At 67.1% G+C, this 14,886-nt stretch carries 17 protein-coding genes; 14 read left to right on the forward strand and 3 right to left on the reverse strand.

All coding sequences use genetic code 11. From position 1 onward, the window contains the following. Positions 1-1,362, reverse strand: coding sequence for a globin-coupled sensor protein (locus VGN82_RS03370; RefSeq protein ID WP_327525573.1), 1,362 nt, complete (start codon positions 1,360-1,362; stop codon positions 1-3). 241 nt (positions 1,363-1,603) lie between these two features. Here VGN82_RS03370 and VGN82_RS03375 point away from each other — a divergent pair, with 241 nt between their 5' ends. Beyond that, positions 1,604-2,347, forward strand: a complete 744-nt coding sequence (locus VGN82_RS03375) for a YebC/PmpR family DNA-binding transcriptional regulator (RefSeq protein WP_327525574.1) — start codon at positions 1,604-1,606, stop codon at positions 2,345-2,347. A gap of 113 nt (positions 2,348-2,460) precedes the next feature. Here the strand turns inward: VGN82_RS03375 and VGN82_RS03380 are convergent, their stop codons facing one another. Continuing rightward, entirely contained in the window at positions 2,461-3,240 is a 780-nt protein-coding gene (locus VGN82_RS03380) for a sulfite exporter TauE/SafE family protein (RefSeq protein ID WP_327525575.1), read from the reverse strand. A 182-nt stretch (positions 3,241-3,422) separates the two neighbouring features. Here VGN82_RS03380 and ruvC point away from each other — a divergent pair, with 182 nt between their 5' ends. The 5 genes from ruvC (at position 3,423) to VGN82_RS03405 (ending at position 6,737) form a co-directional block, all read left to right on the forward strand. Beyond that, the gene (gene ruvC / locus VGN82_RS03385) at positions 3,423-3,935 is read left to right on the forward strand and encodes a crossover junction endodeoxyribonuclease RuvC (protein WP_327525576.1); all 513 of its coding nucleotides are present in this window, start codon (positions 3,423-3,425) and stop codon (positions 3,933-3,935) included. A gap of 13 nt (positions 3,936-3,948) precedes the next feature. Continuing rightward, positions 3,949-4,566 (forward strand): Holliday junction branch migration protein RuvA, encoded by a 618-nt coding sequence (ruvA, locus tag VGN82_RS03390; RefSeq protein ID WP_327525577.1) that lies wholly within the window; start codon positions 3,949-3,951, stop codon positions 4,564-4,566. Further along, positions 4,563-5,048: a GNAT family N-acetyltransferase gene (locus tag VGN82_RS03395; protein WP_327525578.1), complete on the forward strand. Its 486-nt coding sequence runs from the start codon at positions 4,563-4,565 to the stop codon at positions 5,046-5,048. Before ruvA ends, VGN82_RS03395 begins: the two co-directional genes overlap by 4 nt. Next, a complete protein-coding gene (gene ruvB, locus VGN82_RS03400) occupies positions 5,045-6,091 on the forward strand; it encodes a Holliday junction branch migration DNA helicase RuvB (protein WP_327525579.1) in 1,047 nt (348 codons plus the stop codon). Before VGN82_RS03395 ends, ruvB begins: the two co-directional genes overlap by 4 nt. A gap of 103 nt (positions 6,092-6,194) precedes the next feature. Continuing rightward, a complete protein-coding gene (locus tag VGN82_RS03405) occupies positions 6,195-6,737 on the forward strand; it encodes a DUF3828 domain-containing protein (RefSeq protein WP_327525580.1) in 543 nt (180 codons plus the stop codon). A gap of 31 nt (positions 6,738-6,768) precedes the next feature. On the opposite strand, the gene VGN82_RS03410 is transcribed toward VGN82_RS03405, so the two are convergent. Then, complete coding sequence (locus VGN82_RS03410; protein ID WP_327525581.1) at positions 6,769-7,275, reverse strand: hypothetical protein; 507 nt, start codon at positions 7,273-7,275, stop codon at positions 6,769-6,771. Between the two features lie 97 nt (positions 7,276-7,372). Between VGN82_RS03410 and ybgC the strand changes: the two genes are divergently transcribed. The 8 genes from ybgC to VGN82_RS26445 all read left to right on the forward strand — a co-directional run bounded on the left by ybgC (position 7,373) and on the right by VGN82_RS26445 (position 14,765). After that, the gene (gene ybgC, locus VGN82_RS03415; RefSeq protein WP_327525582.1) at positions 7,373-7,777 is read left to right on the forward strand and encodes a tol-pal system-associated acyl-CoA thioesterase; all 405 of its coding nucleotides are present in this window, start codon (positions 7,373-7,375) and stop codon (positions 7,775-7,777) included. 48 nt (positions 7,778-7,825) lie between these two features. Further along, entirely contained in the window at positions 7,826-8,488 is a 663-nt protein-coding gene (locus tag VGN82_RS03420; protein WP_327525583.1) for a TetR/AcrR family transcriptional regulator, read from the forward strand. A gap of 93 nt (positions 8,489-8,581) precedes the next feature. Continuing rightward, positions 8,582-9,037 carry a DUF2852 domain-containing protein gene (locus VGN82_RS03425; RefSeq protein ID WP_327525584.1) on the forward strand — a complete coding sequence of 152 codons (456 nt, stop codon included), beginning with the start codon at positions 8,582-8,584 and terminating at the stop codon, positions 9,035-9,037. A gap of 326 nt (positions 9,038-9,363) precedes the next feature. Continuing rightward, on the forward strand, positions 9,364-10,074 hold the full coding sequence (gene tolQ / locus VGN82_RS03430) for a protein TolQ (RefSeq protein ID WP_327525585.1): 711 nt from the start codon (positions 9,364-9,366) through the stop codon (positions 10,072-10,074). 12 nt (positions 10,075-10,086) lie between these two features. Further along, on the forward strand, positions 10,087-10,536 hold the full coding sequence (locus tag VGN82_RS03435) for an ExbD/TolR family protein (protein ID WP_327525586.1): 450 nt from the start codon (positions 10,087-10,089) through the stop codon (positions 10,534-10,536). 28 nt (positions 10,537-10,564) lie between these two features. After that, positions 10,565-11,761, forward strand: a complete 1,197-nt coding sequence (gene tolA / locus VGN82_RS03440) for a cell envelope integrity protein TolA (RefSeq protein WP_327525587.1) — start codon at positions 10,565-10,567, stop codon at positions 11,759-11,761. 56 nt (positions 11,762-11,817) lie between these two features. Continuing rightward, entirely contained in the window at positions 11,818-13,125 is a 1,308-nt protein-coding gene (gene tolB, locus VGN82_RS03445) for a Tol-Pal system beta propeller repeat protein TolB (RefSeq protein WP_327525588.1), read from the forward strand. A gap of 722 nt (positions 13,126-13,847) precedes the next feature. Then, positions 13,848-14,765: a cell wall hydrolase gene (locus tag VGN82_RS26445; RefSeq protein ID WP_414644190.1), complete on the forward strand. Its 918-nt coding sequence runs from the start codon at positions 13,848-13,850 to the stop codon at positions 14,763-14,765. The last annotated feature ends 121 nt before the right edge of the window (positions 14,766-14,886 follow it).

Below are 14,886 nucleotides of genomic sequence, written 5' to 3' on the forward strand. Positions count from 1 at the left end.
TCAGGCAGCGCGGCTGCGCTGCATCAGGCCGTCGAACGCGGCCGAAAGGGCGACGGCTTCCCGCGCGAGCGTTCCCGCCACATCGAGCACCTCGCCAACGCTGGTGCCGGCGGAGATCGCCAGGTCACTGACGCCGCAGACGGTCTGCGCCACCTCCTGCGTCCCGACGGCAGCGAGATCGACGCTGCGGGCGATCTCGGCCGTCGCCGAGCGCTGCTCCTCCAGCGCACCGGCGACGGTGGAGGTGGTGTCGTGCATCAGCCGGACGAAACCGACGATGCTCTCGATTGCCTCCACGGCCTCGCGGGTCGCGGCCTGCATCGCGGGCACCTGGGCGGCGATCTCGTCGGTCGCCTGGGCCGTGCGGGCCGAGAGCTGCTTGACCTCCGTCGCGACCACCGCGAAGCCCCGCCCCGCCTCGCCGGCGCGGGCGGCCTCGATCGTGGCGTTGAGCGCGAGGAGGTTCGTCTGGGCCGCGATCGTCCGGATCATCTCGACGATCGAGCCGATGGTCTGGGCGGATTGAGCCAGGCTCTTGACGATGATGTCGGTCTTGACCGCCGCCAAATTGGCATCCTGCGCCATGGTGGCGGCGCGCGTCACCTCGTAGGCGACATGGTCGAGCGAGGCCGAGAGCTGCCCGGTCGCGCTGGCGACGTTGTGGACATTGGCGGAGGCCACGTCCGAGGCGCGCGCTGCCGCGATCGCCTGGCTGCCGGTGTCCTGGATGACATGGTTCATCGTGCCGGCCAGCGTCTCGACCCTGCCGGCGCCGGCATTCACGGCCGTCACCACCTGGCGGACGGTGACCTCGAAGGCGGCGATCTCGGCGCGCGTCCGTTCCCTGCTCTGGCGCTGCACCTCGGCATAGGTCTCCAGCAGCAGCTCGAGATCGAGCGCGGCGGCCTTGTTCAGTGCGGAGCGGAGCGCGATGCGGCGGCGGATTTCCTTGCTACGCCAGGCGCCGAGGCGTGAAAGCGAGTCGCGGTCGAGCCCGAGCTCGACGCCGACACGGTTGGTCACGATGGCGTGGCAGATCGCCACCGCGTAGGCCGGTACCTCATGCTGGTGGAAGGCGGTGGCAAGGCGATGCGCCGACTCCACGAAGCCGTCCTGCAGTTCGCCGGATGCGAGCCTGATCCAATGGGCCAGGCGTGCGTCGTGGACCGCTGGGATGCGCAGGGCCCGTGCCGTTTCCGGCCAGGGGGCGAACTGGTCGTGGAGGTCGACCAGCAAGGCGGGCAGGCAGGTTCGGGCAAACTCGGCCTGGCCACGAAGCGCGGCAATGTCGTCCGGCCCGATCTGAAAGGCATGGAAACGCGGACCCTGATCAGCGATCGCAACGTTGGAGGAAGGATTCATACGAGCCTGCGCCTTCGACGCCCTCGATGGGCGCTACCGTCATGCGATGACATTGAAAGCGTTTGGCAAACGATGACTTAACGAAATCCAGAATGCTGATGCGATGGAGCGTCGCGAACCGATGGCGCGTCGCGGCTTGCTAGCCGGCGAGGGCGGCGCTTATAAGCCGGGCTTCGCATGCCCGGTCGATCGACGACGTTCGGGCGGCTTGCATCGACATGACAGCAGAGGCTCGGGTTCCATGGCCGGTCATTCCCAGTTCAAGAACATCATGCACCGCAAGGGCAAGCAGGACGCGGTGCGTGCCAAGCTGTTCTCGAAGCTCGGGCGCGAAATCACCGTCGCCGCCAAGATGGGCATGCCCGACCCGGCGATGAATCCGCGCCTGCGCATGGCCGTGCTCGCCGCGCGCGCCGAGAACATGCCCAAGGACAACATCCAGCGCGCCATCAACAAGGCGGCGGGCGGCGAAGGCGACAATTACGATGAGGTCCGCTACGAGGGTTACGGCCCGGGCGGCGCGGCCGTCATCGTCGAGGCGCTGACCGACAACCGCAACCGTACCGCTTCCGCCGTGCGCTCCTACTTCACCAAGGCGGGCGGGGCGCTGGGCGAGAGCAATTCGGTCTCCTTCATGTTCAACCGCGTCGGCGAGATCAGCTATCCGCCGGAGGCCGGCGATGCCGACAAGATCATGGAAGCTGCCATCGAGGCCGGCGCCGATGACGTCATCACCGACGAGAACGGCCACACCATCCTGTGCGCCTTCGACGCGCTGAACGAGGTCTCCAAGGCGCTCGAAGCCGCGCTCGGCGCGCCGGCCTCGGCCAAGCCGGTCTGGCGGCCGACGACCTCCGCCCCGCTCGACGAGGAGAAGGCGGCCTCGATGATGCGGCTGATGGAAGCGCTCGACAACGACGACGACGTCCAGAACGTCTTTGCCAATTTCGAGATCGCCGACGACATCATGGCGAAGCTCGGCTGAGGCTTGCCTCACCGTCATGGTCGGGCCTGTCCCGACCATGACGTCTCTGCTGGCCGCGCGCCGTGTTCAAGACGTGGATGCTCGCCACGAGGGCGAGCATGACGTGCCGGGCTCTACCGCCCTACCACCGCATCCCACAGCGGCAGGCTGACCAGCGCGCTGGCGAAGATCACCAGATAGGCGATGCGGCGGAAGGTGATCTCGTTCGCGAGGCGGAAGCCATGCGTTCCCGCCCACATGCCGGCCCCATAGACCGCCATCAGCGGCAGGGCCATCGTCAGCGCAGTCATCGTCAGGATGCCGTTGCGCCAGAGGATCGCGCCGCTGACCAGCGTCGAGATGCCGAAGAAGGTCTGCAGATTGGCACGCGTCATGTGCCGGTCGTTGCGCTGGGCGCCGAGCCAGAAGACGGCGAGCGGCATGCCGCCGATCGAGGCCATGCCGTTGAACAGGCCCGACAGCACGCCGACGCCGAGCGAGAGCGGAATGCCCGGCCGGCCGTGATAGCGCCAGCCCGAGGCCATCAGGCCGACCGCGGCCAGGATCAAGACAGCCAGAATCCAGCGCATCGTCTCGCGGTCGAGCCAGATCAGCAGCCAGATGCCGGCGGGCAGGGCGAGCGTTGCGGTCAGCAGCAGTGGCGCGACCTCGCGCCATTCGGCCTGCCTGGCGTTGCGGGCGGCGATCGGCAGGGCGAATGGCAGGTCGATGCACCAGATCAGCCCGAGTGCCGCCACCGGCCCCAGCACCATCGAGGCCAGCGGCATGAACACCATGGCGAAGCCGAAGCCGGTGAAGCCGCGCACCAGGCCGCCGAGCAGCGTCGCACCGATCAGGACGGCGAGGCCGGACAAAGAGACGCCGGGGAACAGGTGGCTGAGGAGATCTGTCATACTGTCCGGCGGTGCGAGAGCGGATCGACGTTCTCCGCACCAACAGGCTAGCGGGCGCCTGGACAACCCCTGTCAGTGTGATGCGACCGATGCACGGCGTTCATCGACGGGCGGCAGATGGAAGGGGATCGTTAGGATGATGCATGGAACAAAGCGTGTCCAAGGTCTAGGTTGCTCCCGACATGAACCCACCGATTCGCATACTTGGCATCGATCCCGGCCTCCGGAAGACGGGCTGGGGCGTCGTCGTCTCGGAGGGCAGCAAGCTCGGCTTCGTCGCTTGCGGCTGCGTCGAGAGCGAGGCCGGGCTCTCGCTGGCTGAGCGGCTGCGGCAGTTGCATGAGGGGTTGACGCGGATCGTCGGCGCCTTCGGTCCGGACGAGGTCGCGGTCGAGGAGACCTTCGTCAACCGCGATCCGCAATCGGCGCTCAAGCTCGGCCAGGCGCGCGGCGTCGCGCTGGTCGTGCCGGCGCTGGCCGGCCTGAGCGTCGCCGAATATGCCGCCAACCTCGTCAAGAAGACGGTGGTCGGCGTCGGCCATGCCGACAAGAAACAGGTCCAGATGATGATCCGCGTACTGCTGCCCAAGGCCGAGACGACATCGGCCGATGCGGCGGATGCGCTCGCGGTCGCGATCTGCCACGCACAGCATCGCGGCATGCGCTCGCTGGTCGCGCAGATGCGGGCGTCTTGAGGGGGATGGGGTGATGATCGGCAAGCTCAAGGGCGTCGTCGATTCCTATGGCGAGGATCACGTCATCCTCGACGTGCAGGGCGTCGGCTATGTCGTGCAGTGCTCAGGCCGCACGCTGCAGCGTCTGCCGAAGCCCGGCGAGGCAGCGGTGCTGGCGATCGAGACGCATGTGCGCGAGGACGCGATCCGGCTCTACGGCTTCATGTCCGACAATGAGCGCGACTGGTTCCGGTTGATGCAGATGGTGCAGGGTGTGGGCGCCAAGGTCGCGCTCGCGATCCTCTCGACGCTCGATGCGGGCGCGCTGGCGACAGCGCTCGCGACCAACGACAAGGCGGCGATCGCACGCGCGCCTGGCGTGGGGCCGAAGCTGGCACAACGCATCTGCGCAGAGTTGAAGGACAAGGCGCCGGCCTTCGGCCATGTCGATCCTTCGGTGGCGACGCTGGCCGGGGCTCTTGAAGACAGGAAGCTGCCGCAGGCGGTGGCGGACGCGGTCTCGGCGCTGGTCAATCTCGGCTATCCGCAGGCGCAGGCGGTGGCGGCGGTCGCCGCTGCGTCGAAGGCGGCCGGGGAGGGCGCGGGCACGGCGCAGTTGATCAAGCTCGGCCTGAAGGAACTGGCGAAGTGAGCGCCGGCCGCCTGAGTGTCAGGCCGGTCGAGGACAAGAGCGCCTTTCTCGCTCTGATGCTGGCGAGCTGGGGCTCGCACAGCATGATGATCGATCTCACCGTCTATGACTGCGCGACGCTCGATCTGCTTGGCGTGGCCGGAGAGGATGGGGCCTTCATGGCCTATGCCAGCTGGACGATGCGCGGCGATGTCGCGCTGCTCTGCGCCCTGCATTCGGTCGCGCCGGGGCAGGGTGCGGCGATCCAGCTGCTCGAAGGCGTGAAGGCGGCGGCAAGGGCCCGTGGCGCGCATCGATTGAAGGCGATGCTGACCAACGACAACATGCCGGGGCTGACCTTCTACCAGAAAAGCGGATTTCGATTCTCGCGGCTGCATGTCGAGGCGATCGACAACTTCCGCTCGGTGGTTCCGAGCATCGTGCGAACCGGATACATGGACATCCCGATCCATGACGCGATCGAGCTGGAGATCGCATTGTGAGTGAAGCCCGCCGTCCCGGCCTCCTTTCCGCCGACAAGCGCGACGACGACAGCGAATCCTCGCTGCGGCCGCTGTCGCTCGTCGATTTCACCGGGCAGGCGGCGGCGCGGGCGAATCTCCAGGTCTTCATCGAGGCGGCCAAGGCGCGCGGCGATGCGCTCGACCATGTGCTGTTCGTTGGCCCGCCGGGTCTCGGCAAGACCACGCTGGCGCAGATCGTGGCGCGCGAGCTCGGAGTCAGCTTCCGCTCGACCTCCGGGCCGGTGATCGCCAAGGCCGGCGATCTCGCGGCGCAACTCACCAATCTCGAAGAGCGTGACGTGCTCTTCATCGACGAGATCCACCGCCTCAACCCGGCCGTCGAGGAAATCCTCTATCCCGCGATGGAGGATTACCAGCTCGACCTGATCATCGGCGAGGGGCCTGCGGCGCGCTCGGTCAAGATCGACCTGCCGAAATTCACCCTCGTCGGTGCGACTACCCGCGCCGGGCTGCTGACGACGCCGCTGCGTGACCGCTTCGGCATCCCGATCCGTTTGCAGTTCTACACGGTCGAGGAGTTGCAGGGCATCGTTGCGCGCGGCGCGCGGGTGCTTGGCGTGCCGATGTCGGATGACGGCGCGAACGAGGTCGCGAAACGCTCGCGCGGGACGCCGCGCATCGCCGGGCGGCTGCTGCGGCGCGTGCGCGACTTCGCCATCGTCGACGGTGATGCCATCGTGACGCGCGCGGTCGCCGACAAGGCGCTGAAGCTGCTCGATGTCGATCCGATCGGCCTCGACCAGATGGACCGGCGCTATCTCACGACCGTCGCGATCAATTTCGGCGGCGGGCCGGTCGGGATCGAGACGATCGCCGCCTCCTTGTCGGAGCCGCGCGACGCGATCGAGGAGATCATCGAGCCCTTCCTGCTGCAGCAGGGCTTCATCCAGCGCACCCCGCGCGGGCGCATCCTGACGCCGCACGCCTTCCGTCATCTCGGGATGCCGGAGCCCAGTCGCGAGACTGCGCAATTCGGGCTGTTCGGGGATGGAGAGGAGTAGGCGGGCGGTTCGCCGTGCCGCCATCCCGCATTCGGATGACGCGCCTTGGGGCGGCAGCGGTTTCCCTCGTGGGAGGGATGAGGGCATGGATCGAGGTGTGGCGATGAAGGGATCGATCGCGATGATCGGGGCAACGGTGGGCGCTCTCCTGCTCGGCGCGCCGTCGGTGCAGGCGGCCGAGCCCGGTCCGGAGGCTCCGATCCGCGCGGCCTATGCCATCACCGCCAAGCAACTCGCGTCCGCCGGCTCCAAGCCGGTGTCGGCGCCCTGGCAGCCGCCGCATCGCGACAGGCTGATGAGCAAGGCGTTGGCGGCGCTTTTCGCGCGCGACGACCTTTATCAGCAGGAAGCCGGCGAGATGGGCAATCTCGGCGCCGATCCCTTCCTCAGCGGGCAGGATGGCGAGATCAAGAGCCTGCGCGTGACGGTCACGGAGGCGCCCGCCAACGGACGAGCGCTGGTGACCGCCGCGTTCCGCAGCTTCAGGCAGCCGGTCAGCGTGCGCTTCCGGATGGTCGAGGAAGGCGGCGCCTGGCGCATCGACGACATCATCAACCGGATCGACGGCAAGGACTATCCGGTGCGCGAGGCGCTGTCGCAGCCTTATGAATGCGGCTCCTTCATGAACAAGCCCTGCAAGCGCTGAGCTTGCAGGGCCTTTCCCGGGGGCGGCTAACTCACCTCGCGAATTTCGACCGGTGCATCGCCGAGCGCTGGCCGGCATGGTCGAGCGCGCCCGATTTCGCTGTCTTGCGGGTCGGGAGCGATTTCATGCCCTTGTCGGCGGTGCGGCTCTTCGGCCGTTCCGCGGCGCTCTGACGCTGCTTCAGGGCGAGTGCCTTGCGCGCGATGCTGCGCTGGCTCGGCGCGCGCAGCTTCTCGGCACGGCGGGTCTGCTCGGCGCCGACACGCTTCAGCGCCACCGTCAGGGCATCGGCCTTGGCCTTGGTCCCCGTGTTGTCGGAGGCCGGGCGCGTGCCCTGCGGCGGCACCTTGCCGCGGAACTCGCGGCGCTGCTGCCGGGCGACGGTGCGGGCCTTGTCGCGTCGGTCGCGCAGCGTGCGGGCGAGGTCGCGCAGTTGCTCATCCTTTTCGTCGGCGAGCTTGCCCCTGCGGGTCCGGGCGACGAGATCGAATTCCGTCTTGTCGAGCAGGCGCTCCAAAGCCTTTGCCGATAGCGACATATGCGTCTCCTGTGTTGCCCCGCCCCGCTTCATCTCCGCCGGGTGCCGCTTGTCTTGCGCATTTGCCTGCTGCGGCTGTCGCGATTATTCCGGCGCGATGAGCAAGGTCCACCAGATCCCCGTCCGCGTCTACTACGAGGACACCGACTTCTCCGGCGTCGTCTATCACGCCTCCTATCTGCGCTTCATGGAGCGCGGGCGCACCGAACTGATCCGCGCGCTCGGCGTCGAGCAGCGCGAATTGTTCGACGGCGACACCGCCCTCGGCTTCGCCGTCCGGAGCATGCAGATCGAGTTCCTGCGCCCGGCCGTGATGGACGACATGCTGACGATCGAGACGCGCTCGGTGGCGGCGCGGGGGGCGACGATGGATGTCGAACAGCGCGTCCTGCGTGGTGAGGAGGTGCTGGTCACGGCGAATGTGAAGGTCGCATGCGTCGGCGGCGGGCGGGCGCGGCGCATCCCTGACGGCCTGCGCTTGCGGCTGGGCATGCCGGACTGAGCGGCGAAGCGGTCGACGGCCGCAGGACGCCATGTTAGCGCTCTTCACATGAGCTGGAAACGCGACAAGCCCGAGCAGCCGCCGCGCGGCTATCACCATGGCAACCTCAAGGAGGAGCTGGTGCGTGCTGCGATGGGGCTGATCGGCGAGAAGGGGCCGAACGGCTTCACCTTTGCTGAGGCCGCGCGGCTCGCGGGCGTGAGCCCGGCTGCCCCTTACAGGCATTTCCGCGATCGCGACGAGTTGCTGGCCGATGTCGCGACGCGAGGCTTCGTCGTGTTCGAGGCGACGCTGGCGCGGGCCTGGGACCAAGGCCGGCCCGATCCCGAGACGGCCTTCCACCGGCTGGGACGGGCCTATCTCGCCTTCGCCCATGACGAGCCGGCCTATTACTCGGCGATGTTCGAGGCGGGGGTGTCGCTCGACGCCAGTCCTGAGCTGCGCGCTGCGGCCGACCGCGCCTTCCAGAACCTGCGCGGCGCATCGGAGGCGCTGATCGCGCTTTTGTCGCCAGGAAAACGCCCTCCGGCGCTGATGATGGCCTTGCATGTCTGGTCGATGTCGCATGGCGTGGCTGCGCTGTTCGGCCGGGCTGATGGCGGCCGCAGGCCATTGCCGATGTCGGCGGCCGAGCTGCTCGAGGCCGGCATGCTGATCTATCTGCAGGGCCTCGGCCTCGGCCCCGGCGAGCGCCCGACACCGCGCGACTGACGCAACGCCATGGCCGGAGCTTGACAAACGGACCTGTCGGGGCCATCTATGTAAATGTGATTTACATTCACGCTTTGTCACGGTGAGGGAACGATGCCGATTGTCGAGAAGCTCGATGAATATGGGAAGGGAGCCTGGATCGCCTTCGCGGTTCTCGGCTTCATCGTCTTCTGGCCGCTGGGTCTGGCGACCCTGGCCTTTCTTTTCTGGAGTGGACGCATGGGTTGTGGATTTGGCGCTGACCGCTACGAACACAGGATGAACCGCCTGCAGGGCAAGATGGAGCGTCTGCGCGAGCGGATGGCGGGCCGCGAAGGCGGTTTCGGTGGCTTCGGCGGGGGCGGCTGGCACCGCGCACCCTCGAGCGGCAACCGCGCCTTCGACGAGTACCGCCAGGAGACGTTGCGCCGGCTCGAGGACGAGCAGCGCGAGTTCCAGGATTTCCTGGGCCGCCTGCGCATGGCCCGCGACAAGGCCGAGTTCGACCAGTTCATGGCCGACCGCCGCGCTCAGCCGCAACAGCCCCCGGCCACGCCCGACGCGGCATAAGCAGCACACGGCGAAAGCCTGGCGAGAACGACACCCGCTCCGGGAAACCGGGGCGGGTGTTTCGCATTGCGGCCCCGTCATGCGGCATCGCGAAAGCGCCTGCGTATACCCGGCATTAACCTTGCTGGAGGCTTAACTCGAACGCGAGCATGCGTTTCGCAGGAAACCCCGTTTCGGCCCATCTTTCGCCGGATTCAAAGGCGATTGACGGATACGGCATTCCCCGGATCGCAGAATCGGGCGGCGTCGTGGGGTCACCCGCGACGCGTATGGCGAGGCGTTGTCCGGGAAACCGGCTCGAACCGCCAGGGCAAAAGGAAGACAGGATGAACCCCGCCGACGTCGCGCAGGCCGCGCCACAGATCGACATGTCGTTCTGGACCCTGTTCTGGCACGCTCACATCGTCGTGAAACTCGTGATGCTGGGTCTGCTGGCAGCTTCGGTCTGGTGCTGGTCGATCATCATCGACAAGACGCTGCTCTACCGGCGCACGCGTAAGGAGATGGATGCCTTCGAGGAGGTGTTCTGGTCCGGCCGCTCGCTGGAAGAACTCTACCGCGAGCTCGCCGCCAAGCCGGTTTCCGACATGTCGGCCGTCTTCGTCGCGGCGATGCGGGAATGGAAGCGCTCCTTCGAGAATGGCGGGCGTTCGGTCGCGAGTCTGTCGCAGCGCATCGACAAGGTGCTCGACGTCACGATCCAGCGCGAGACCGAACGGCTGGAGTCCAAGCTTCTGGTGCTGTCGACGATCGCGTCGGCGGCGCCCTTCATCGGCCTGTTCGGTACGGTCTGGGGCATCATGAACTCCTTCACCGCGATCGCGGTCTCCAAGAATTCGTCGCTTGCCGTGGTGGCGCCGGGCATTGCCGAGGCGCTGTTTGCGACCGCGATCGGGCTCTTCGCCGCGATTCCGGCGCTGATGGCCTACAACAAGCTCCAGGCCGAGGTTGCCAAGTCCTCGAGCCGCCTCGAGGCCTTCGCCGATGAATTCTCCGCGATCCTGTCGCGGCAGATCGACGAACGGCTGGCGGCCTGAGGGAGCGCTGAGATGGGCATGTCCGCAGCATCCGGCGCCAAGGCCGGGGGACGGCGCGGCCGGCGCGGCCGCAGGCACGGAGCCATCGCCGAGATCAACATGACGCCGTTCATCGACGTCATGCTGGTGTTGCTGATCATCTTCATGGTCGCGGCGCCGCTGATCGCGACCGGCGTGCCGCTCGACCTGCCGCAGACCGGCGCCAAGCCGATCAATGTCGACCAGAAACCGATCACCATCGCGATCGACGGCAAGGGCCAGATCTTCCTGCAGGACCAGCCGACGCTGGAACCCGATCTGGTGACGAAATTGCACGGCCTGGCGAAGCAGGGCTTCGACGAGCGGATCTATGTGCGCGGCGATCGCATGGTCGATTACGGCCGGGTCGCCTCGGTGATGTCGACGATCACCTCGGCGGGCTTCAAGCGTGTCGCGCTGGTCACCGAGCCGGCGACGAAGTGACGACGGATATGGCGAGGGTTTTTCGGTCGTGAAGCTATCGACCTCCGAACCAGGCATGGTGATGTCGGCGCTCGGCCACGCGACGTTCCTCGTCGTGGGGCTGCTTGCGTTCTCATCGGCTGCGCCGCTGCCGGAGAACGAGGAGGCGATTGCGGTCGAGATGGTCGATGCCAGCGCGCTGAACCAGGTCACGCGCGGCGAGCGCAAGGCCGAGAAGGTCCAGGAGCAGCCGACCCCGCGGGCCGAGCGCAAGTCTGAGATCGTCGAGCGCAAGGAGGAGGGCGAGGCCAAGCAGGACGCGCCCGCGCCGCCGACGCGTCCGGTCGAGCTCAAGACTGCCGACGACAACGCCGCCGCGCCGCTGCCGCCCTCGCGCGCTGCCAACCTGCCGAAGCCGGAGACGAAGCCGCCCGAGCCGGTGAAGCAGCCGCAGAAGGCCGGCCCGAGCGCAGCCGAGCTCGCCGAGCAGAAGCGCGAGGAACTGGCCAAGCTCGCGGAGGAGGCCGAGCTGGCTTCCAAGGCCAAGCAGGCCGAGGAGGCGGCGAAAGCCGCTGCCAAGGCGAAATCGGAAGCCGAAGCCAAGGCACGGGCCGAGGCCCAGGCGAAGGCCAAGGCGGAAGCGCTGGCCAAGGCGGAGGCAGAGCAGGAAGCCAAGGAGAAGGCGGAAGCCGCCGCCAAGGCGAAGGCCGAGGCCGAGGCGAAGGCCAAGATCGCCGCCGCCGCCAAGGCCAAGCAGGAGGCTGAGGCCAAGGCCAAGCGCGAGGCCGAGATCGCCAAGAACTTCAATCCGAACGACATCTCCAAGCTGCTGCAGTCGAAGGAGCAGGCCCAGTCCACGGGCGCGGCCGCGCCGCAGGTCAACCGCACGGCATCGCTCGGGACGGAGCGCGGCGCATCGCAGAAGCTCAGCCCTTCGCTGCGCGGCCAGTTGATCGGCATCATCCAGGACCAGCTGATGAAGTGCTGGAACGTGCCGATCGCGCTAGCCAATGCGCGAGGCGCCGTCGTGCCGCAGGTCCGGATGAAGCTGAACGCCGATGGCTCGCTCCTCGGCCAGCCCGGCGTCGTGAATTCCTCATCCGATCCGCTTTTCGCGGTCGCAGCCAGCTCGGCCCTGACCGCAACCCGCCGCTGCGCGCCTTTGCGCATTCCGGCTCAATTCGCCGCCTATTATGACGACTGGCGCGATGTCGTCGTCAATTTCGACGCAAGGGACGTGCTGTGACCCTGATCGACCGTAGTTCTCTTCCCCTCATTCCGGCTGCGCCGACGCGCCGCCGGATGCTTGCCCTGGCCGGCGCGTCGCTGCTCGTTCCCGCAGCCGTGTCTCTGGTGCCTGCGGCCGCCCGGGCCGAGCTCGTGATCGACCTGCGCGGTGGCTCCTTCCAGCCGCTGCCGATCGCCATCGCCGATTTCGGCGGCGAAGGCGGAATCCTGGTCTCGGGCGTTATCACCAACAACCTCAAGCGCTCGGGCTATTTCGCGCCGATCGACAAGGCGCGGCATCCCGACAAGAATCCGCCCTTCGACGCCGTACCCGAATTCGGCGCCTGGAAGGCTTCGGGCGTGCAGGCGCTGGTGACAGGCCGCGTCTCGCGCGACGGCTCGGGCCGGATCAAGGCCGAGTTCCGGCTCTGGGACGTGACCACCGGCACGCAGACCGATGGCCAGCAATATTTCACCGACCCGAACAACGCCCGCCGCGTCGGCCACATCATCTCCGATGCGATCTACACCAAGATCACCGGCGTCAGCGGCTTCTTCGATACGCGCGTCGTCTTCGTCGACGAATCCGGGCCGAAGGAGAACCGTCGCAAGCGGCTCGCCATCATGGACCAGGATGGCGCCAATGTGCGCTATCTGACGAATGGCGACGTCTCGGTGGTGACGCCGCGCTATTCGCCGGTGTCGCAGGAAGTGACCTACATGTCGCAGCGCACGGGCGAGCAGCCGCGCGTGCATGTGCTGAACATCGAGACCGGACAGCGCCAGATCGTCGGCAACTTCCCCGACATGACCTCGAGCCCGCGCTTCTCGCCCAATGGCGGACGCATCGCGCTCAGCCTCCAGCAGGGCGGCAATGCCAACCTCTATGCCATCGACATCGGCTCGCGCACGACGATGCGCCTGACCTCGACGGGGGCGATCGACACCTCGCCGTCCTATTCGCCGGACGGGACGCAGATCGTCTTCGAGAGCGATCGCGGCGGTTCGCAGCAGCTCTATGTGATGAGCGCCGGCGGCGGCGAGGGCAAGCGTCTGTCCTTTGGCTCGGGCTCCTACTCGCAGCCGACCTGGTCGCCGCGCGGAGACCTGATCGCCTTCACCAAGCGCGGCGCCGGCGGCTTCGCCATCGGCGTGATGCGGGCGGATGGTTCGGGGGAGCGCCTGCTGACCGAGGGCTTCCACAACGAGGCGCCGAACTGGGCGCCGAACGGCCAGTACATCATGTTCTTCCGCGACCCCGGCGGACAGTCCGGCGGCAAGCTCTACATGGTCGACATCACCGGCCGCGTCGAGGTGCCGGTGCCGACGCCGGCCTTTGCCTCGGACCCGACCTGGTCGCCGCTGCTGAGCGGCGCGCGCTGAAGCAGCCGCCGGTCTGAATTTGTCCAGAAGCCGTCCGGCCATCGCCGGGCGGCTTTTCTGATTGTGCGGCAGGGGCCACCCGCCGAAACGGCGGATTTGCACGCCTTTTCCGTGGCGCTGACGGGCTGTCCCGCATTGGTCCGGCCAATCTCCTGCCGAAATGACCCATTTCGAATCGGCGCGGGCGATGCGGCAGTCCCCGCCGTGCAAGCGGCAAGAGCGGGCGCCTCATTGATTGACAGATCAGGTCACAAAGATGCCGAAGTCATTAACCATATCGCATGTCGAGTGACGCGCAAATTCGACGATGCGGAGCAAGAGAATCGTTGACGTTAAGTAACATCAGAAATCCAGTCAGCTTAAAAATTAAATTCGACTTCAAACATCCGCGGATCGCGCGCTTGCGATCAAGGCATTGTCTCCGTTGACGCTGCCCGGCCCCGCGGTCGGCGATCGATTGATCGCTCCCCGGGTCGCTGAAAATCTAGCGACAATGCCTGCACTACGGAGCCTGGCATCGGCTGCGGATTGCCTGGTTTTCGTGGCCCATGCGGGGCTTTCCCGCGCGCCGACGCACGAAAACGCGCCTCTGGTGGAGCGCTAGCCCCCACCGAACTCACCCATCCCTCAAAATAAGACCCCGTCGAAAGAGCCACCGATGCTGCCGCCGGTCGACCGGCGCCGCGATTGCTCGGCCTGACCCTTGCCCCGGAGTAGACCCCATGAAGCGCAACGCCCAGGCGGCGCTGCTCGCGCTCACGGCCTTTGCCGTGCTGCCCGCGAAATCCACACCATCAACCTCGCACACCCTTGCGCATGCTCCCATCGGGATCGGCGGCGATGCATCGGCCAAGAAGCGGAAAGCCGTTCCTACCAGCGGCATCGATGGCGAGGACATCGCCGATCTCGGCAACACCGACGACCTGCCGGGGTTGATCACGGCCAGCTTCTCCCCCGATGCGATCCGCGGCGGGCTCCAGCCGCAGAGCGCACCCGGCCTCGAGCTCGATCTGCATGAAGAGGGACGCTCCGACCCCACCCTGCGCGACGATGCGCGGTCCCAGGACGCGGCGCTGCCTGCCGGCGATGGCGTGACCCCTGCGACCCCGCCCGTGCAAAACGCGGCCCCGGCCGAGACCGAACCCACTGCCGGCGTCGACGCTCGCGAGACGCTGCCTGAGATCAGGACCGAGCGCGAGAACGCCCCGAAGCCGCGGCTGACCTATATCGGGCTGATCAAGCCCGAGCACATCGTGCGCGAACAGCGCTGCCTGGCCGAAGCGGTCTATTTCGAGGCTCGCTCCGAGCCGGAAGACGGGCGCGCCGCGGTCGCCCAGGTTGTGCTCAACCGGGTCAAGAGCGGGGTCTATCCGGGGACGGTCTGCGGCGTCGTCTATCAGAACCGCCACCGCAGGCTCGCCTGCCAGTTCACATTCGCCTGCGAGGGAAAGGCGCTGCGCATCACCGAGACCAGGTCCTGGGAGGTGGCGGTGCGCATCGCGCGCGACGTCTACGAGGGCAGGATCTACCTGGCGGAGGTGGGTGTCGCCACGCATTACCATGCCGACTACGTCCAGCCGAGCTGGGCGAAGAAGCTGAAGAAGATGGACGTAATCGGCCGGCACATCTTCTACAGCTAAGGCCGAGTGACAAGATGGCCATGAACCAACGGTCAAATGGCAGGGGGACGCGTACGTCGTTCAACGGGAGACCGAAGTTCAACGAGAGACCGAAGCGGACTTGAAAGCCCTGCAACGCGTC

It is taken from the genome of Allobosea sp., assembly GCF_035999205.1.
GTDB lineage: Bacteria > Pseudomonadota > Alphaproteobacteria > Rhizobiales > Beijerinckiaceae > Allobosea.